This window comes from Flavobacterium sangjuense (assembly GCF_004797125.1).
GTDB classification, from domain to species: Bacteria; Bacteroidota; Bacteroidia; order Flavobacteriales; family Flavobacteriaceae; genus Flavobacterium; species Flavobacterium sangjuense.
This window is the reverse complement of record NZ_CP038810.1, coordinates 537,708-556,928: the sequence shown is the minus strand read 5'-3', so window position 1 is coordinate 556,928 and position 19,221 is coordinate 537,708. Positions and strand designations below refer to the sequence as shown.

Genomic DNA, 19,221 nt, shown 5'->3' with positions numbered 1-19,221 from the left:
TAAAATGCCACTTATGAATAAAAAGATATTTATACTGTTTTTTGTACTGTTTACTTCTTTATTTACAAGTATTTCAGCCCAAAGCAAGCATCACAAAAAAGCTAAAAGCAAAGCAAAAACAGCCAAAATTACTGAAACCAAAGAGCCGGAAAAAGTTGCCGCCGCTGTCAAAGTTGACACCTCTAAATTTAAAACAATTTTAGAAATAGATTCTTTAGACTTTTACCTTGCCAATTCAAAGTTAAAGCTACTCAAGAAAAATGCACACGCTTCTTATTATCACAATAAATTTAACGGAAGGCGAACCGCAAGCGGAAAGAAATTTGACAATGACGGTTACACAGCAGCTCATAAAAAACTACCTTTTGGAACAAGGCTAAAAGTGACCAATGAAGCCAATGGAAAATCAGTAATAGTTGAGGTTACTGACCGCGGACCTTTTTCAAAAGCACGTGAAATAGATTTAAGCAGAAGAGCCTTTATGGACATCACTTCTAACAAAAATTCAGGAGTCGTAATCGTAACTATAGAAGAAGTGATTCAGCCAAAATAATTACCAGCTTTTAAAGGGTTTTACACTTAAATAGGCGTTATAAAAACGTTCGTCATTAGTGACTTCTTTACCTAGCCAACTTGGTTTTTTAAAAATTTCATCTTCGGATTGCAATTCGATTTCGGCAACAATCAAACCTTCATTTTCTCCGGCAAAAACATCAACTTCATACATGTGATTTCCCACTTTTACTTCGTGGCGAATCTTGTCAATAGTGCCGCTTTCGCAAATAGTCAATAGCTTTTCAGCATCTTGTAACGGAATCTCAGTTTCCCATTCCAAGCGGGTTGTGCCTGTTGCGTTTCCTTTTCCTTTGATTGTTAGGAACCCTTTTTCTTCTTTAATTCTGATGCGAACGGTTCGCTCAGGATTCGAATTCAAATACGCCTGAACGATTCTTTTTTTGGCGAAAGCCTCATTTATAAAATCATCCGAAAGCACTAAAAATTTACGCTCTATTTCTATCATTTGTAATGAATAAGTAGCTAAAGATATTATAAATTTGTGATATGGCTGAACCAATTTCATACAGAAAAATTATTCATATCGACATGGACGCTTTTTATGCTTCTGTTGAGCAAATGGATAATCCCGAGTTGAAAGGAAAGCCTTTGGCTGTTGGTGGAAGCGAAACGAGAGGCGTTGTTTCGGCAGCAAGTTATGAAGCCCGGAAATTTGGTGTGAGAAGTGCGATGAGCGGTGTTCAGGCCAAAAGAAATTGTCCAGACCTGATTTTCGTCCGACCAAGATTTGACCGTTACAAAGAAATTTCAAAACAAATTCGAAAGATATTTCATGATTATACCGATTTGGTTGAACCCTTATCTTTAGATGAAGCCTATCTCGATGTTACCCAAAACAAAAAAGGAAATCCAAGCGCGTCATTAATTGCACAGGAAATCAGAAAGCGAATATTTGAAGAAGTCGGAATTACCGCTTCTGCCGGAATTTCAGTCAATAAATTCGTAGCAAAAGTAGCGAGCGATTATAACAAACCCAACGGACAAAAAACGGTAAACCCGGAAGAAGTAGAACCTTTTCTGGAAAATTTAGACATTAAAAAATTCTATGGAGTTGGTAAGGTAACGGCTGACAGGATGTATCATTTGGGTATTTTTACAGGGAAAGATTTGAAATCAAAATCAGCCGAATTTTTAGAGGAACACTTCAATAAAAGTGGGTTGTATTATTATAATATTGTCCGCGGTATCCATAACAGTCAGGTAAAACCCAATCGAATTACAAAATCGGTTGCTGCCGAACATACGTTTAATGAAAACCTCACTTCGGAAATCTTTATGATTGAAAAGCTGGAACGCATTGCTTCGGAACTCGAAAACCGCTTGAAGAAATATAACATTTCAGGGAAAACGATAACGCTCAAAATCAAATACAGCGATTTTACAACACAAACCAGAAGTAAAACCCTGCCTTACTTTATTTCTGATAAAGGGTTGATTCTGGAGACTGCAAAAGAGCTATTGTATCAGGAACGAATGAAAGAATCCGTTCGGTTGCTCGGAATTTCGTTAAACAATTTAAATACTGAAATTAAAAAAACGGTTGTGGTACAATTGCGGTTTGAGTTTTAAGCATAAAAAAAGCTGCCAAACGGCAGCTTTTTTGTTTTTATCAGATGAGATTATTTTCTGTTAAGTTTAGAAAGCAATCGTAAGAATTCTATATATAACCAAACAAGAGTAATCATTAATCCCATAGCGCCATACCATTCCATGTATTTCGGCATTTTTTGTTGTACACCTTTTTCAATTTGGTCAAAGTCCAGGAATAAATTTAATGCCGCAATAACAATCACAAAAGCACTAATTCCGATACTCATCATTGAATTTCCATAATGAACCGGTTGGAAACTTGTAAACATAGATAACAACCATGAGAACAAATAATAAGTTGCAATTGCCAATGTAGCGGCAAAAACTACCGATTTAAATTTCTCGGTAACTTTTACAATTTCATATTTATAAAGTCCAAAACAAACCATAAACGTTACGAAAGTGCAACTAACAGCCTGTATCACAATTCCCGGATGCATTACTTCAAAAATGGCTGAAATTCCACCAATAAAAAGGCCTTCAAAAATTGCATAACCAGGCGCTAAAAATCCTGAATATTGTGGTTTGAATACAGCAATAAGCACTAAAATAAAACCAACAATAGCGCCGCCAATTGCAAAAACAATTGGATTTGCCATTGACCATGTTATTGCAGCACTTGCAATTAATAAAATCAACATTAGGAAACTTTTATTGATAGTTCCTGAAACTGTCATCGTTTCATTACGGTCAATAATAACAGCATCATGTGTAACAACATCGTCATTTTCTTTAAACGATTTTGTTTTAAAAAACGGATTGTTTGAATTCATAATAATATTTTTAAAAAAGTAAATTTAACTATTCTATTTCAGATACACGCAGCGTATTTACCATTCCTTTAGCGACAACCGGCATAGCTGCAAGGTTGATAAGCATGTCGCCTTTTTTTACGTATCCTTTTTCTTTTGCAATTTCATTCACATCACCAACAGTATCATCGGTGCTTACAAATTTGTCATAAAAGAACGCATTAACGCCCCAAAGTAGACTCAATTGCGTCAAAATTCTCCTGTTAGAAGTGTACACTAAAATATGTGATTTTGGTCTCCAGGCCGAAATTTGGAAAGCAGTATAACCACTATTAGTCAACGTAGAAATTGCTTTTGCCTTAATCTCATTAGCCATAATCGCCGCGTGATAACAAATCGATTTTGTGATAAAACGTTTTGTTCTAACATGAGGCGGATTTTGAGGTACAATTATCAATGGAGAATCTTCAACAGCTTCAATAATTTGCGTCATTTTTTCGATTACTTCTACGGGATAATTTCCAACCGATGTTTCTCCCGAAAGCATCACCGCGTCAGCACCATCCATAACAGAATTCGCTACGTCATTTACTTCGGCACGCGTTGGCGTTAAACTCGTAATCATCGTTTCCATCATTTGTGTTGCCACAATTACCGGAATACGGGCAGTTTTTGCTCTGTGAATTAATTTTTTTTGAATTAACGGAACTTCATGTGCCGGAATTTCCACACCCAAATCACCACGGGCAACCATCAATCCGTCACAAAACGCAACGATTTTATCAATGTTTTCTACAGCTTCCGGTTTTTCAATTTTGGCAACAATCGGAATTTTATATGAAGAATTTTTCGCAATCAAATCCTGTAATTCTTCCAAATCTTTTGGAGTTCTAACAAAGGAAAGTGCAATCCAATCTACTTGTTGTTCGATGGCAAACAGCGCATCTTTGATGTCTTTTTTGGTCAAAGCCGGAAGCGACACTTTTGTGTTTGGAAGATTAACTCCTTTTTTTGATTTTAACGGTCCGCCTTGAATTACTTTACAAACAACTTCTGTTTCACCATTTGTTTCCAAGGCTTCAAACATTAGTTTTCCATCATCTAAAAGAATAAATTCACCCGGATTTACATCACGTGGAAATTCTTTATAATTCATGTAAACACGTTCTTTTGTTCCCGGAACATCTTCGGCAGTTTGAAAAGTGATGATATCACCTGGGTTAACGACCACATCTTCTTTCATCACACCAACGCGAAGTTTTGGACCTTGTAAATCGGCTAAAATTGCAGTGGTGTATCCAAATTCATCGTTCAAACCTCTAATGATATCTATTCTTTCTTTTACATCGGCGTAATCGGCGTGAGAAAAATTAACACGAAACACATTTACTCCAGCGTCAATCATTTTCTTAATCACTTCCTTCGAACTACATGCGGGACCAAGTGTGGCAACGATTTTGGTTTTTTTTCTAGTTGGCATTATACTTAAAAAATTAAATTATTTTTTGATTTTATTTTTTCTACTTCTACAGCGTAAACAGTGCTTACCCTATCTATTTTTTTAATACTATTTGTAATTTTTGCCACATCTATTTTGACTTCACCATTTTCGATTTTTAAAAAATAATCTACTTTTTTAAACTCGGGAATCAAATAAATTTTTGTCGAAAATTTGTTGTTGCTTTCGGCAAATAACCCTTGATTGCTATTTTGTGAAGGGACAAAAACATCATTTTGATTTTGAACTAAATTCCACGAAATATCTTTTGAATCTTCAAAAACAAATCTCGTAAACTGTGTTTCACCTTCTTTATTGCTAATTTGAATATTACAATTGCCTTTTTTGAGATTAATTGGCAAATTTTGATTGATATAATATGCCAATCGATAATCTTCTAAAGTGGAATGTATCGCAATTAACTGATAATCTATTTCGTCAAACTCTTCAAGATGCAATTTGTGAACAGCCATAAATTAGCAAAATTAGATGTAAATATAGTTTATCTGTAACAGATTTCCACACACAAAAGTTTAGCTTAACGATATTTTATGAACTCTAACGTTGTAGCTTTTTAAGAATCTGCATTATTTATTGTCAATTTTTTCCTGAAATGCAAAATAAGCGCGTTGTGCTGCTTTTTCTTCGGCTTTCTTTTTTGATGTTGCTCTGGCTTTGGCAATTACTTTATTATCAATACTAAGCTTAACGCCAAAATATTTTTGCCCATCGTTTCCGTTGTCATCAAAAACATCAAAAAAGAATGATTTTTTTTCTTTTTGACACCATTCAATCAGCAGGCTTTTGTAACTAATAACTTTTCCTTCGAGTTTGGCAATGTCAACATACGGAATGATGACGCTTTTTTGGATAAACTTTTCGCAATAATCATAGCCTTTATCAAGGAAAATGGCACCAACCAATGCTTCAAAAATATTTCCGTGTATGTTTTCGCCAAAGTGTTGTGTAGGCACTTTACTTTCGACAAATCGGATTAAGTTTAAGTCCCTTCCCAATTCATTTAAATGTTCCCGACTCACAATTTTGGAGCGCATTTTGGTCAAATAACCTTCATCGCCGGCAGGAGCTTTATTGTAAAGATGTGCAGCAATTACGGCACTTAACATAGCATCGCCCAAAAATTCCAAGCGCTCATAATTCATCGGATTTCCTTTTAAATCCATTTGATTTGTGGAGCGATGGGTGAAGGCTTTTTGGTAATAAATAATAGATTGGGGTTTGAAACCTATTATAGTTTGAATTTCGTTAAAAAAAATCCCGTCCTCTTTTGAACGGGATTTTTGAAATATATTTTTTAGAATTTTCATCTAGTAATTAAGCTTCAATTTTTTTGAATAAAACGCAAGCGTTGTGCCCACCAAATCCAAAAGTATTACTCATCGCTACATTGATTTCTCTTTTTTGAGCTTTGTTCAATGTTAAATTCAAACTTGGATCAATATTCTCATCCACAACAGTGTGGTTAATTGTTGGAGGAACAATGCTGTGTTTCATTGCCAAAATAGAAGCAATCGCTTCAATCGCACCAGCTGCACCAAGTAAATGACCAGTCATTGATTTGGTAGAATTGATATTGATAGTTTTAGCGTGATCTCCAAAAACAGCACTTATCGCTTTTAATTCGGCAACATCACCAAGTGGCGTTGAGGTTCCGTGTGTATTGATGTGGTCAACTTGCTCCGGTTTCATTCCGGCATCGCGAAGCGTATTATTCATAACTGCGATAACGCCAATTCCTTCCGGATGTGGAGCAGTTAAGTGATATGCATCAGATGACATTCCGCCGCCACCAATTTCACAATAGATATTAGCACCACGTGCTTTTGCGTGTTCGTATTCTTCTAAAACTAATGCGCCGGCACCTTCACCAAGCACAAATCCGTCACGGGTTGCATCAAAAGGTCTTGAAGCAGTTTCCGGACTATCGTTTCTTGTTGATAAGGCTTGCATCGAATTAAATCCACCCATTCCGGCAATAGTAACTGCAGCTTCTGAACCACCGGAAATAATGACGTCACACATTCCTAAACGGATGTAATTGAACGCATCAATCATGGCATTGGCAGAAGAAGCACAAGCAGAAACAGTAGTATAATTTGGACCCATAAAACCATTTCGCATCGAAATGTGAGCAGGAGCAATGTCGGCAATCATTTTTGGAATAAAGAAAGGATTGAAACGCGGCGTTCCGTCGCCTTGTGCATAGCTGATTACTTCTTCCTGAAAAGTTTCTAATCCGCCAATTCCCGCACCCCAAATCACACCAACTCTTTGTTTGTCGACATTAGTATCCGTAATTCCGGCATCTGCAATGGCTTCCTGACTTGCTGCAACAGCATATTGGGCAAATTTGTCCATTCTTCTTGCCTCTTTGCGATCCATATAATCTTCAATGTTGAAGTTTTTGACTTCGCAGGCAAATTTAGTCTTATGCTTTTCGGTATCGTAATAAGTAATTGGAGCAGCACCACTAACGCCATTTATCAAGGCTTTCCAGTATTCTTCGATGGAATTCCCAATTGGTGTTATTGCGCCCAAACCGGTTACTACAACTCGTTTTAATGTCATAATTTATTTTTTACAATTGTATTTAAACAAATAATACCCATGTTTTCTTCAAATATAATCATTAAAGAGACAAGGGTATTTCAATATTTTTGAGATTGGATGTCAATCAGTTTTACTCTTTTCAGTAAAAATAATAAAAATCCGTGAAACTAGTTCAAGTCTCACGGATTAGTAATTATTATTTTTTTGCTTCTTCGATGTAAGAAATGGCTTGACCTACAGTAGCAATGTTTTCAGCTTGGTCGTCTGGAATCTGAATATCAAATTCTTTTTCGAACTCCATAATCAATTCAACAGTGTCTAATGAATCAGCTCCTAAATCATTTGTGAAGCTAGCTTCTGTTACAACTTCGTTTTCATCAACGCCTAATTTGTCTACAATAATCGCTTTAACTCTTGATGCAATGTCTGACATAATTTCTAATTTTAATTTTTAATTTGTTGGCAAAAATAAAAAACTTTATCTTAAAACAACATTTTTGTTAGTAAATGTACCACGAAAATAAAAAATTTATTTCATTATCTTGTCATATCATGGTTTTAATTCGAGTATTTATTCTTTTTTTTGTGCTGTAATTTTATTTTCAAATGAGAAAGATTTTGCTTTTTGCTTCAGGCACTGGTTCCAATGTGGAAAATATTATTCAATACTTCAAAAACCACCATGATATTATCGTAGTCGGCGTCTTCACTAACAATCCACATGCCAAAGTTTTAGACAAAGCAAAAAAGCATAATGTCCCAACACTTATCTTCAATAGAGAAGAACTTTCAGAAGGATTTGTTTTGGATAAAATTATAGGAATCAAACCCGACTTGATTGTGCTGGCAGGTTTTCTTTGGAAAATGCCCGAAGAAATTGTGGCAGCTTATCCAAATAAAATTATCAATATTCATCCGGCATTGTTGCCAAAATATGGTGGAAAAGGAATGTATGGTATGAAAGTGCATCAAACCGTTTTGGATAATAAAGAAAAAGAAACCGGAATCACCATTCATTATGTCAACGAACATTATGATGAAGGCGAATTCATTTTTCAGCAAAAGATAAACATCGAAGATTGCGCTTCTGCAGATGAAATAGCCAACAAAATTCACGAATTAGAACACAAGCATTTCCCGGAAATTATTGAAAAACTTTTAACTAAATAATTGTCACACCAAGTCCACATATACACAGACGGCGCAGCCAAAGGGAATCCCGGAAACGGAGGTTATGGCGTTGTGATGGAATTGGTCGGGACAACTTATAAAAAAGAATTTTACGAAGGTTTTCGGTATACGACAAATAACCGAATGGAATTACTTGCCGTAATCGTTGGCTTGGAAAAAATAACAAAACCCAACATGAAAGTCTTGGTTATTTCCGATTCGAAATATGTGGTTGATGCTGTAGAGAAAAAATGGGTTTTTGGCTGGGAGAAAAAAGGGTTCAAAGACAAAAAGAATCCTGACTTATGGATGCGTTTTCTAAAAATTTACCGTCAGCATCAAGTCGATTTTAAATGGATTAAAGGACATAACAATCATCCGCAAAACGAGCGTTGTGATGAATTGGCCGTAATGGCTTCAGGTTTACCCAATTTATCTGTCGATACTTTTTATGAAAAGGAAGAGCAAAAGTTGTTGTAAAAACTTTGCGGCTTTGAAACTTTGTAACTCTGAAACTAAAGTTTATCTTTGCGCCTTTAATTTGAGATTACTTCGAAATCTCGCAATGACAATTTAATGAACAAACTTTTAATAGTAGGAACAGTTGCTTTTGACGCTATCGAAACGCCTTTTGGAAAAACAGATAAAATTTTAGGTGGAGCAGGAACGTTTATCGGACTTTCAGCTTCTCATTTTAAACTTCAGTCAGCTATTGTTTCGGTTGTTGGGGATGATTTTCCACAAGAATATTTAGATTTATTAACGTCAAGAAACATTGATATTTCAGGATTAGAAGTTGTTAAGGGCGGAAAAACTTTCTTTTGGAGCGGTCGTTATCATAACGATATGAACTCGAGAGATACATTGGCTACAGAATTAAATGTGTTAGCAGATTTCAATCCGATTGTTCCTGAAAATTTTAAAGATGCTGATGTTGTGATGTTAGGGAACTTACATCCAATTGTACAAACCGGCGTTTTGAACCAAATGACACAAAAACCAAAACTAGTTGTATTGGATACAATGAACTTCTGGATGGATTGTGCTTTACCTGAATTATTAGATGTAATCAAACGTGTTGATGTAATTACAATCAACGATGAAGAAGCGCGTCAATTGTCGGGAGAATATTCATTGGTGAAAGCGGCAAAAAAAATTCACACTATGGGGCCAAAATATGTAGTGATTAAAAAAGGAGAACACGGTGCGTTGATTTTCCATGACCATGAAATCTTCTTTGCTCCGGCTTTGCCTTTAGCAGATGTTTTTGATCCAACAGGCGCCGGTGATACTTTCGCAGGTGGATTTGCAGGATTCATTACGCAACAAGGAGACATTTCATTCGATACCATGAAAACGGCAATCATACAAGGTTCAAACTTGGCTTCGTTCTGCGTTGAGAAATTCGGAACTGAAAGAATGTTGAGTTTGACAAAACACGAAGTTAACGAGCGACTAAAACAATTCAAAGCGTTAACACAATTTGAAATAGAATTATCATAAATTTATGCCTCGAAATTTCGGGGCATTTTTATTTACAATAACAAAAGATTAAACCACTTACAACACAACAACTACAATGAGCGACGCATTAAAACACGAATGTGGAATTGCACTTTTACGATTAAAAAAGCCGTTAGAATTCTACAAAGAAAAATACGGCACCGCTTTCTATGGCATACAAAAAATGTATTTGCTAATGGAAAAGCAGCACAACCGGGGTCAGGACGGAGCAGGATTTGCCTCAATAAAATTAGATGTTGATCCCGGCGAAAGATACATAAGCCGGGTTCGCTCTAACAAAGCGCAGGCGATTCAGGATGTTTTTGCTCAAATCAATGAAAGAATAAATGAAGAATTGACATCGCACCCGGAATATCAGGATAATGTGGCGTTGCAGAAAGAAAATATCCCGTACATCGGTGAATTGTTTTTGGGACACGTTCGTTACGGAACCTTTGGTAAAAACAGCATAGAAAGTGTTCATCCATTTTTGCGTCAAAATAACTGGATGCATCGTAACCTGATTTTGGCAGGAAACTTTAATATGACTAATGTTACCGAGCTTTTTAATAGTTTGGTAGAATTGGGACAACATCCAAAAGAAATGACAGATACCGTTACCGTAATGGAAAAAATAGGTCATTTTCTGGATGATGCCGTTACCGATTTGTATCAGGAATGTAAAAACAACGGTTTATCTAAAAGAGAAGCATCTCCGGTTATTGCTGAGAAATTAGACATTACTAAAATTTTAAAACGCGCTTCTAAAGGTTGGGATGGCGGTTATGCGATGGCCGGACTTTTAGGTCATGGCGATGCATTTGTTTTCCGTGATCCTGCGGGAATTCGCCCGGCATATTTTTATCAGGATGATGAGATTGCCGTTGTGGCTTCTGAAAGACCGGTAATTCAAACGGTTTTTAATGTTCCTTTTGAAAAAGTACAGGAGTTGCAACCGGGACATGCTCTAATCATCAAGAAAAACGGATTCATAAGCGAAGAAGAAATTATTGAACCAACAATAAAGAAAGCCTGTTCTTTTGAGCGTATTTATTTTTCCCGCGGAAGTGATGCCGAAATTTATCAGGAACGAAAAGAATTGGGTAAATTAATTCTTCCTGCAGTTTTGGATGCAATTGAAAATGATACCGACAACACCGTTTTCTCTTATATTCCAAATACCGCAGAAACTTCGTTTTACGGAATGGTGGAAGCGGCGAATGATTTTCTGAATCAAAGAAAGAATCAGTTCATTTTGGATAACAGAAAAACATTAACCAAAGAAAAATTGGAACAAATCCTTTCGGTAAAAATCAGAACCGAAAAAATTGCGATAAAAGATGCCAAGCTAAGAACATTCATTACAGAAGACAGCAGTAGGGATGATTTGGTCGCACACGTTTATGATGTTACCTATGGTGTTATTCAGCCAACCGATAATTTGGTCATTATTGATGATAGTATCGTTCGGGGAACAACCTTGAAAATGTCAATTATCAAAATGATGGACAGACTACATCCAAAAAGAATTGTTGTAGTTTCATCGGCACCACAAATTCGTTTTCCGGATTGTTATGGTATCGATATGGCAAGATTGGAAGGATTAGTTGCTTTTCAGGCGACATTAGCCTTATTGAAAGAACGCAATTTATATCATATAGTGGATGAAGTTTATGCCAAATGCAAAGCACAGGCTAATTATAAAGATAACGATGTTATTAATTATGTAACTGAAATCTACAAGCCTTTTACAGATAAGGAAATCTCAGATAAAATAGCGCAATTATTGACTTCTGAAGATATAAATGCAGAAGTAAAAATCATTTTCCAAACGGTAGAAAATTTACATCTTGCCTGCCCAAAAAACCTAGGTGATTGGTACTTCACAGGCGAGTATCCAACTCCTGGAGGTAACCGTGTTGCTAATAAGGCATTTATGAATTTTTACGAGGGAAAAAATGCTCGTGCTTACTAAAATTTTAACATTTTCTGAACTTAAACGATTATTGGTGCATTTCATCTATATTTTTTGTTTTAACATTTATAATCACTTTATATTTGGTCTACCATAGCATTAGTAGGTTAAGTTTATGGTAGATTTGGGGCAAAAAGGGTGAAAAGAAATTTTCACCTTTTTTATTTTTATAATTGTCTGAAAATCATTAAAAAAAAGGTATTTAACCTCTCATTTGCCTATCATCCCAATATATTTTAACAAAAATCACATTTATTTAAATCTAGTTATTAGCTTTGCTTTACCATAGTATTTAGTAGGTTAAGTAAGTTATGGTAGATTTGGGGCAAACAGGTGGAAGAAATTCCGCCTGTTTATTTTTTATACTTGTCCCAAATAAAAAAACCGACTGCTTTCACAATCGGTTTTGGGAGTTTAAAAAAGTAAATTTTATTTTTCTATAGCGTATAATCTTGCTACTTCTGTCCAGTTAATTACATTAAAAAATGCTTCAATATAATCCGGTCGACGATTTTGATAGTTTAAATAATAAGCATGTTCCCAGACATCCATTCCAAGAATTGGAAAACCGCTACAACCAACTTCCGGCATTAACGGATTGTCCTGATTAGGCGTTGAACAAACTTCAACTTTTCCGCCTTTGTGAACACAAAGCCAAGCCCAACCTGAACCAAAACGTGTGGCACCGGCTTTTGAAAATTGCGCTTTAAATTCGTCAAACGAGCCAAATGCAGCATCGATGGCGTCTGCTAAATCTCCCGAAGGTTTTCCGCCACCGGTTGGCGACATTACTCTCCAAAACAAATTGTGATTATAAAATCCACCACCATTATTTCTAACAGCAGCATTTTTCATATCCAAATTTATCAAAATATTTTCTATTGTTTTTCCTTCTAAATCGGTACCTGTAACAGCAGCATTTAGATTGGTCGTATATGCATTGTGATGTTTTGAATGATGAATTTCCATCGTTCTGGCATCAATATGTGGTTCTAATGCATCATATGCATAAGGTAACTGCGGTAATTCGAAAGCCATGATATTTTTAAATTAAGTTAGTATTAAAATGAATTCAAATTTATACATTTAACTTCGGAAAAGGAAGTGCCTTAATAAATATTTAATATAGAGCTATAATGCAGTTTGATTTACAGCCAAAGTTTCTTCAGGATGACCTGATAAAATTAGCTCCACTCAAAGAATCTGATTTTGAAAAATTATACAATGTAGGTTCTGATCCGTTAGTATGGGAACAGCATCCAAATCCGAACCGATATAAATTAGAAGATTTCACCAATTATTTTAAAGGAGCAATAGAATCAAAAGGGGCTTTTCTAATTGTTGACGCTGCGACCAATGAAACCGTTGGGTGTAGCCGATATTATGATTATAACGAAAACGACAGTTCGGTTTTGATTGGCTATACTTTTATTGGAACAAAATTTTGGGGCACTGGTTATAACAAAGCGTTGAAAAAACTAATGCTTGATTATGCGTTTCAGTTTGTGGATAAAGTCTATTTCCATATTGGAGCATTTAATATTCGTTCTCAAAAAGCCATCGGAAAAATAGGTGCTGTCAAAGTGGACGAATATCAAGTCGAGTATTACGGCGAACCCAGCAAGTTGAATTTTGTTTATCTGATTACTAAAAACTAATGCAAAAACCAGCTTTTTCCATATACGACGCATCGGCAGGTTCGGGTAAAACCTATACTTTGGTAAAGGAATATCTGAAAATTATTCTGCTGTCCAAAAGGCCTGATGCTTATCGCAACATACTAGCCATTACGTTTACCAACAAAGCGGTGCACGAAATGAAAAGCCGTGTTTTGGAAAATCTTTCCGAATTCAGCAAAGAAAATCCATCCGAAAAAGCATTGCAATTGATGCAGGTTATTAGTTCAGATACAGGTTTGAGTTTGAATGCGATTACCGAAAAAGCCAAAGGCATTATCAAAAACTTAATTCATAATTACGCCGCTTTTGACATTTCGACCATTGATAAATTCACCCACAAAGTTATTCGCTCTTTTGCTCACGATTTGGGTTTGCCAATCACTTTTGAAGTTTCGTTGGATACCGAAAGTTTGTTGACCGAAGCCGTTGATGCCATTATTGCTGAAGCTGGAAATGATGCCGAATTGACAAAATTGTTAGTTGATTTCACCATGGAGAAAACAGATGATGATAAATCCTGGGACATTTCACGTGAAATTATGGAAACCGGGAAATTGATTTTAAACGAAAACAATCGCGAGGAAATTGGACATTTTGATAAAAAGAAAATTGAAGATTTTATTGTTATCAAAAATAAGCTCGTAGAACTTTGTGAGCAATTAGAATCCGAAACCGTAGCATTGGCAACAGAAATGCTCTTGCTGATTGAAAACAAAGGCATCGATTTGAATTCGTTTTCGCGACAAACTTTCCCGAATCATTTGTTAAGCATTCAGGAAAAAAGATTCAATCCGAAAAACAAAACCTTTCACCAATTTGAAGACATAGCCATCAATAAAAATGCTGTCGACAAAGAAATTATTGAAGCAATAATTCCGCAATTGCTCGAGATTTTGGTATCGATTTATAAAAAATTTGAAACCAAGAATTTCTACGAAGCATTCCTAAAAAACATCACGCCGCTTTCCTTGCTAAATACGTTGAGCAATAAACTAACTGACATTCAAAAAGAGCAGGGAATTTTATCCATAACGGAATTCAATAAATTGATTCACGAGCAAATTCAAAATCAACCCGCGCCTTTTATTTATGAGCGTTTGGGCGAAAAGTATAAACATTTTTTCATAGATGAATTTCAGGACACTTCCGAAATGCAATGGCAAAACCTGATTCCGCTGATAGATAATGCGACTTCGAGCGAAGATTTATTAGGTGAAAGAGGAAGCTTGCTGATTGTTGGTGATCCAAAGCAATCCATTTATCGTTGGCGTGGCGGAAAAGCAGAGCAATTTATCGAATTAAGCAAAGACAAAAATCCGTTTAACAACCCGGAAAAGGAACTGTTTCCATTAAAAACGAATTGGAGGAGTTATTCGGAAGTGATTGACTTCAACAACAATTTCTTTGGTTTTATAGCCGATGAGTTTGCGCATGAAGATTATAAAGATTTATACAAATACCATAGTCATCAGGAAGAAAATGCCAAAAAAGGCGGTTATGTCAACATTTCTTTTGTTCCGAAATCAGAATATGGCGAAGAAGAAAATCCCGCAAAAGAAGAGTTGTATTTATTAGCAACATTAAACACCATCCAAAAAGTAAGAGCCAACGGGTTTAGCTATAAAGACATCGCCATTCTAACCCGAAAAAAAGACAACGGAATTGCGATTGCCAATTATTTGACGCAACAAGGCATTCCGATTTTGTCTTCGGAGAGTTTGCTGATTGGTTCTTCTTCCGAAGTGCAGTGCATCGTTAATGTTTTATATTATTTAAAAAACAATAATGATCGCGAATCCAAAGCAAATTTTCTGTATTATATTGCTAAAAACGGGCAACCAAAAATGGCTGTTCATGATTTTATTGCGCTTGGAATGGAACAAAATACCGAAGCCGATTTTGAGCAATGGTTAGCTGGTTTTGATATTCATTTTTCGTTTAAAAACACCAGAAAAAAATCATTATACGAAGCGACAGAAAGCATCATTTCCAAAATTATCCCAATTGAAAAACGAAATGCTTACGTTCAATATTTTTTAGATATTGTTCTGGAACAGGATTTAAAAAAGCAGGCCGGAATTTCAGATTTTCTGTCGTATTGGGATATTAATTCCGGGAAGTTGAGCATTCCGTCGCCCGAAGGTAAAGAAGCTGTGCGCATCATGACCATTCACACTTCAAAAGGCTTGGAATTTCCGGTCGTTATTTTTCCGTTTGCCGAAGAAGATTACAGCAAAGGACCAAGAGAGAAGATTTGGCTTAACGCCGATGAAGAACAAGTTGGTCTGCCCAAAGTTTTAGTGGATAAAAACAACAACGTTTCCACTTACGGCGAGGAATCAGCACTAATTTACAATCAGAAAAAGCAGGAAGAATTATTAGATGATATCAATGTTTTATACGTAGCAATGACGCGTGCCGAAGAACAATTGCATGTCATTTCCGGGATGCAAAGCAGAAGCAAAACTTCGGGCGAATATCCAAATAATATGGCGACGTTTTTTATCAAATTTTTGGAAGACAAAGGCTTTGATGAAAATAAATTGGAATATGAATTTGGCAAAGCCGAAAAATTATCGGTAACCAAAGAAGCAAAAGACGAAACCGAAACAATTCCGCAACTTTCAGCAACATTAAATCCGAAGAATATCAAAATTGCGCAACGTGAAAGTTTGATGTGGAATACAAAACAGCAAAAAGCCATTGAATACGGAAACATACTGCACGAAATCCTGTCATTTATCAAAACCAAAGAGGATATTGATTTGGCATTGACCAAAGCCATCGAAAACGGATTGATAGTTTCTTCGCAAAAAGAGGAAGTTTTAAAAACCATTCGCGAAATTGTAAACCATCAGGATTTACAATTGTATTTCTCGAACGAGCATAAAATCTTAAACGAAAAAACCATCATCCAAAAAGAAGGAAATCTTGTAAAGCCAGACAGAATGGTGCTTAATAAGCAAAACGAAATCTACTTATTGGATTATAAAACAGGTTCACACCAAACCAAATACCAATTGCAGTTAGAAAATTACCAAAGCGCCATTGAAAAAATGGGTTTTAAAGTCACTAAAAAAGCGTTGGTTTATATTGGAGAAACTTTGGAAATAGTAAATTTGTAGCCACAACTATAAAAATGAACTCTTCGCGGCTTAGCGTCTTCGCGAGAAAAAACTAAACAACATGTACGGAAAAATTCAGCAACACTTACAAAACGAATTGAATACCATTGAACAAAATGGAATTTTCAAAAAAGAACGCATTATCACATCACCACAAGGCGCAGAAATTACAGTAAACGGCGAAACGGTTTTAAACTTTTGTGCCAATAACTATCTTGGATTGTCATCGCATCCTGAAGTAGTTCAGGCGGCCAAAGACACTTTGGATTCGCATGGTTTCGGAATGTCATCGGTGCGTTTCATTTGCGGAACGCAGGATATTCACAAAACCCTTGAAAAAAAGATAGCCGATTTCTACGGCACAGAAGACACTATATTATACGCTGCAGCTTTTGATGCCAATGGCGGCGTTTTCGAACCTTTATTAGGAGAAGAAGATTGTATTATATCTGATAGTCTGAACCACGCTTCTATCATTGATGGTGTTCGTTTATGTAAAGCGGCGCGTTATCGTTATGAAAATTCCAATATGGAAGATTTGGAAAACCAACTAAAAAAAGCAGTTGAAGCCGGACATCGTTTTAAACTTATTGTAACCGATGGCGTTTTTTCTATGGATGGACTGGTTGCGCCATTAGATAAAATTTGCGACTTGGCCGATAAATACGATGCGTTGGTAATGGTTGACGAATGTCACGCTGCCGGTTTCATCGGAGCAACCGGTAAAGGAACACTCGAAGCCAAAGGAGTTATGGGAAGAGTTGACATCATCACAGGAACTTTAGGGAAAGCATTAGGCGGTGCAATGGGTGGTTATACTACAGCCAAAAAAGAAGTGATTGAAATTTTGCGTCAACGTTCACGTCCTTATTTGTTTTCCAATTCATTGGCGCCGGCTATAGTTGGTGCTTCTATTAAGGTTTTCGAATTATTAGAAAAAGACACAACACTGCGTGATAAAGTAGAATGGAATACCAATTATTTCAAAGATGGTTTGCGCAAAGCCGGAATTGACTTTATTGATGGCGATTCGGCAATTGTTCCGGTTATGTTATACGATGCAAAGTTATCCCAAGTCATGGCAGACGAACTTTTAAAGAAAGGAATTTATGTTATTGGTTTCTTTTTCCCCGTAGTCCCAAGAGATAAAGCAAGGATTCGGGTTCAATTATCTGCCGCTCATACCAAAGAACATTTAGACAAAGCAATTGAAGCCTTTACGGAGGTTGGAAAAATGTTAAACATTGAAAAAAAACACTAAAACTTTCATAATTGGTATTGATTCATTATATAATTCACACATTTTAACATTTTGATTTTGTTATTAGAATTTAAGGTATTACTTTTGTCTTATTATAATTCTTATAATCTAATCAAATTAAGTATGAAACATCTTAACAAATTATTCGTTGCTTTGGTAATGTTAGCTGGGTTCAGCTCACAAGCTCAAGACAGTAACAACCCTTGGGCGATTTCGTTTGGGGCTAATGCAGTAGATACTAGGATAAGTGCTGCTTCTAAATTGGAAGACCAATTATCTCAGTTCTTTAATGCTAAAGATAACTGGAACATCACTAATTCAGTGTCTTATTTAAGCGTATCTAAATACGTAGGAAGTAATTTCTCTTTTGGAGTTACAGGATCTGTTAACAGAATAACAAGGTATGTATTGCCTAGAGTTGGTGAAGGGCCATATACAGTAGTTAATCCTGGAGATAAAAACTATTATGCAGCTGATGCGGTAATCAATTATAGTTTGATGAACTTAATCAAATCTAAAACAATTGAACCATCTATCCATATTGGTGGAGGTTACACTTGGATTGGTGATGAGTTACATGCAGGTACATTAAACGGAGGTTTAGGCTTAACGTATTGGTTTACTGAAATGATAGGTTTGTCTTGGCGTTCAACTTACAAACAATCTTTCGAAGATGTACGTGAGGATATGCCATCACACATGCAACACTTCGCAGGTCTTACTTTCAAATTTGGAGGAAAAGATACTGACGGTGACGGAATCTATGATAAAGATGATGCTTGTCCGGAAGTTGCTGGTTTAAAACAATTTAACGGATGTCCTGATACAGATGCTGACGGTATTACTGATGCTGCTGATGCTTGTCCTGAAGTTGCTGGTCCAGCTGAATTTAACGGATGTCCTGATACTGACGGTGACGGAATTGCTGATAAAGATGATGCTTGTCCAGATGTTGCTGGTTTAAAATCTTTAGGTGGTTGTCCTGATACTGACGGTGACGGTGTTACTGATAAATCAGACAAATGTCCAGATGTTAAAGGTCCAAAAGAAAACGGTGGTTGTCCTTGGCCAGACAGAGACGGAGATAAAGTTTTAGATAAAGATGATAAATGTCCAGACGTAGCTGGAACTGTAGCTAACAATGGTTGTCCAGAAGTTACTGAAGAAGCTATCAAAAGATTAAATGACTATGCTAAAACTATCTTATTCGATAGTGGTAAAGCTTCATTCAAACAACAAACTTACCCAGTATTACAAGCTATTACAGCTATCTTGAAAGAGTATCCAAACTCTAACTTCTCTATAGAAGGTCACACAGATAGCGATGGTACTGATGCTGCTAACCAAAAATTGTCTGAAGACAGAGCGGCAGCAGTTAAAAATTACTTAATTGAAAGCGGTATTGCTAGTTCAAGATTAGCTTCAGCTGGTTTCGGTGAATCTAAACCAATTGATTCTAACAAAACTAAAGCTGGTAAAGCTAACAACAGAAGAGTTGAAGTGAAATTAGTAAAATAATTT

The 19,221-nt window shown here is 36.1% G+C and carries 18 protein-coding genes; 10 read left to right on the top strand and 8 right to left on the bottom strand.

Translation table 11 applies throughout. The features are described 5' to 3' along the window. Nucleotides 1-13 precede the first annotated feature (13 nt). Nucleotides 14-553, top strand: a complete 540-nt coding sequence (locus GS03_RS02435; protein ID WP_136150981.1) for a septal ring lytic transglycosylase RlpA family protein — start codon at nucleotides 14-16, stop codon at nucleotides 551-553. On the opposite strand, the gene GS03_RS02430 is transcribed toward GS03_RS02435, so the two are convergent. Beyond that, nucleotides 554-1,021, bottom strand: a complete 468-nt coding sequence (locus tag GS03_RS02430) for a CYTH domain-containing protein (protein WP_136150980.1) — start codon at nucleotides 1,019-1,021, stop codon at nucleotides 554-556. It lies immediately after the preceding gene. Nucleotides 1,022-1,062: 41 nt separating this feature from the next. On the opposite strand from GS03_RS02430, the gene dinB reads away from it, so the two are divergent. Continuing rightward, complete coding sequence (gene dinB, locus GS03_RS02425) at nucleotides 1,063-2,145, top strand: DNA polymerase IV (protein ID WP_136150979.1); 1,083 nt, start codon at nucleotides 1,063-1,065, stop codon at nucleotides 2,143-2,145. A gap of 50 nt (nucleotides 2,146-2,195) precedes the next feature. Here the strand turns inward: dinB and GS03_RS02420 are convergent, their stop codons facing one another. The 6 genes from GS03_RS02420 to GS03_RS02395 form a co-directional block, all read right to left on the bottom strand. Next, nucleotides 2,196-2,945, bottom strand: a complete 750-nt coding sequence (locus GS03_RS02420) for a Bax inhibitor-1/YccA family protein (protein ID WP_394346376.1) — start codon at nucleotides 2,943-2,945, stop codon at nucleotides 2,196-2,198. A 22-nt stretch (nucleotides 2,946-2,967) separates the two neighbouring features. Then, nucleotides 2,968-4,398, bottom strand: a complete 1,431-nt coding sequence (pyk, locus tag GS03_RS02415; RefSeq protein WP_136150977.1) for a pyruvate kinase — start codon at nucleotides 4,396-4,398, stop codon at nucleotides 2,968-2,970. Nucleotides 4,399-4,403: 5 nt separating this feature from the next. Continuing rightward, nucleotides 4,404-4,889 carry an IPExxxVDY family protein gene (locus GS03_RS02410; protein WP_136150976.1) on the bottom strand — a complete coding sequence of 162 codons (486 nt, stop codon included), beginning with the start codon at nucleotides 4,887-4,889 and terminating at the stop codon, nucleotides 4,404-4,406. A gap of 114 nt (nucleotides 4,890-5,003) precedes the next feature. Next, nucleotides 5,004-5,744, bottom strand: a complete 741-nt coding sequence (rnc, locus tag GS03_RS02405; RefSeq protein ID WP_136150975.1) for a ribonuclease III — start codon at nucleotides 5,742-5,744, stop codon at nucleotides 5,004-5,006. Nucleotides 5,745-5,751: 7 nt separating this feature from the next. Further along, nucleotides 5,752-7,005, bottom strand: coding sequence for a beta-ketoacyl-ACP synthase II (gene fabF / locus GS03_RS02400; RefSeq protein WP_136150974.1), 1,254 nt, complete (start codon nucleotides 7,003-7,005; stop codon nucleotides 5,752-5,754). Nucleotides 7,006-7,183: 178 nt separating this feature from the next. Beyond that, nucleotides 7,184-7,420: an acyl carrier protein gene (locus tag GS03_RS02395; protein WP_007137004.1), complete on the bottom strand. Its 237-nt coding sequence runs from the start codon at nucleotides 7,418-7,420 to the stop codon at nucleotides 7,184-7,186. A gap of 173 nt (nucleotides 7,421-7,593) precedes the next feature. On the opposite strand from GS03_RS02395, the gene purN reads away from it, so the two are divergent. The 4 genes from purN to GS03_RS02375 all read left to right on the top strand — a co-directional run bounded on the left by purN (nucleotide 7,594) and on the right by GS03_RS02375 (nucleotide 11,635). After that, nucleotides 7,594-8,157: a phosphoribosylglycinamide formyltransferase gene (gene purN, locus GS03_RS02390; RefSeq protein ID WP_136150973.1), complete on the top strand. Its 564-nt coding sequence runs from the start codon at nucleotides 7,594-7,596 to the stop codon at nucleotides 8,155-8,157. Beyond that, nucleotides 8,158-8,637: a ribonuclease HI gene (rnhA, locus tag GS03_RS02385; protein ID WP_136150972.1), complete on the top strand. Its 480-nt coding sequence runs from the start codon at nucleotides 8,158-8,160 to the stop codon at nucleotides 8,635-8,637. It abuts the gene before it with no gap. A gap of 96 nt (nucleotides 8,638-8,733) precedes the next feature. After that, on the top strand, nucleotides 8,734-9,660 hold the full coding sequence (locus tag GS03_RS02380; RefSeq protein ID WP_136150971.1) for a PfkB family carbohydrate kinase: 927 nt from the start codon (nucleotides 8,734-8,736) through the stop codon (nucleotides 9,658-9,660). Between the two features lie 76 nt (nucleotides 9,661-9,736). After that, the gene (locus GS03_RS02375; protein ID WP_136150970.1) at nucleotides 9,737-11,635 is read left to right on the top strand and encodes an amidophosphoribosyltransferase; all 1,899 of its coding nucleotides are present in this window, start codon (nucleotides 9,737-9,739) and stop codon (nucleotides 11,633-11,635) included. A 429-nt stretch (nucleotides 11,636-12,064) separates the two neighbouring features. Here the strand turns inward: GS03_RS02375 and GS03_RS02370 are convergent, their stop codons facing one another. Then, nucleotides 12,065-12,673, bottom strand: coding sequence for a superoxide dismutase (locus GS03_RS02370; protein ID WP_136150969.1), 609 nt, complete (start codon nucleotides 12,671-12,673; stop codon nucleotides 12,065-12,067). A gap of 98 nt (nucleotides 12,674-12,771) precedes the next feature. On the opposite strand from GS03_RS02370, the gene GS03_RS02365 reads away from it, so the two are divergent. From GS03_RS02365 to GS03_RS02350, 4 genes are all read left to right on the top strand, one after another. After that, nucleotides 12,772-13,293, top strand: a complete 522-nt coding sequence (locus GS03_RS02365) for a GNAT family N-acetyltransferase (protein WP_136150968.1) — start codon at nucleotides 12,772-12,774, stop codon at nucleotides 13,291-13,293. Continuing rightward, nucleotides 13,293-16,439, top strand: coding sequence for a UvrD-helicase domain-containing protein (locus tag GS03_RS02360; protein WP_136150967.1), 3,147 nt, complete (start codon nucleotides 13,293-13,295; stop codon nucleotides 16,437-16,439). The genes GS03_RS02365 and GS03_RS02360 overlap by 1 nt, the downstream gene beginning before the upstream one ends. A gap of 61 nt (nucleotides 16,440-16,500) precedes the next feature. Next, a complete protein-coding gene (kbl, locus tag GS03_RS02355; RefSeq protein WP_136150966.1) occupies nucleotides 16,501-17,700 on the top strand; it encodes a glycine C-acetyltransferase in 1,200 nt (399 codons plus the stop codon). A 123-nt stretch (nucleotides 17,701-17,823) separates the two neighbouring features. After that, complete coding sequence (locus tag GS03_RS02350) at nucleotides 17,824-19,218, top strand: OmpA family protein (protein ID WP_136150965.1); 1,395 nt, start codon at nucleotides 17,824-17,826, stop codon at nucleotides 19,216-19,218. The last annotated feature ends 3 nt before the right edge of the window (nucleotides 19,219-19,221 follow it).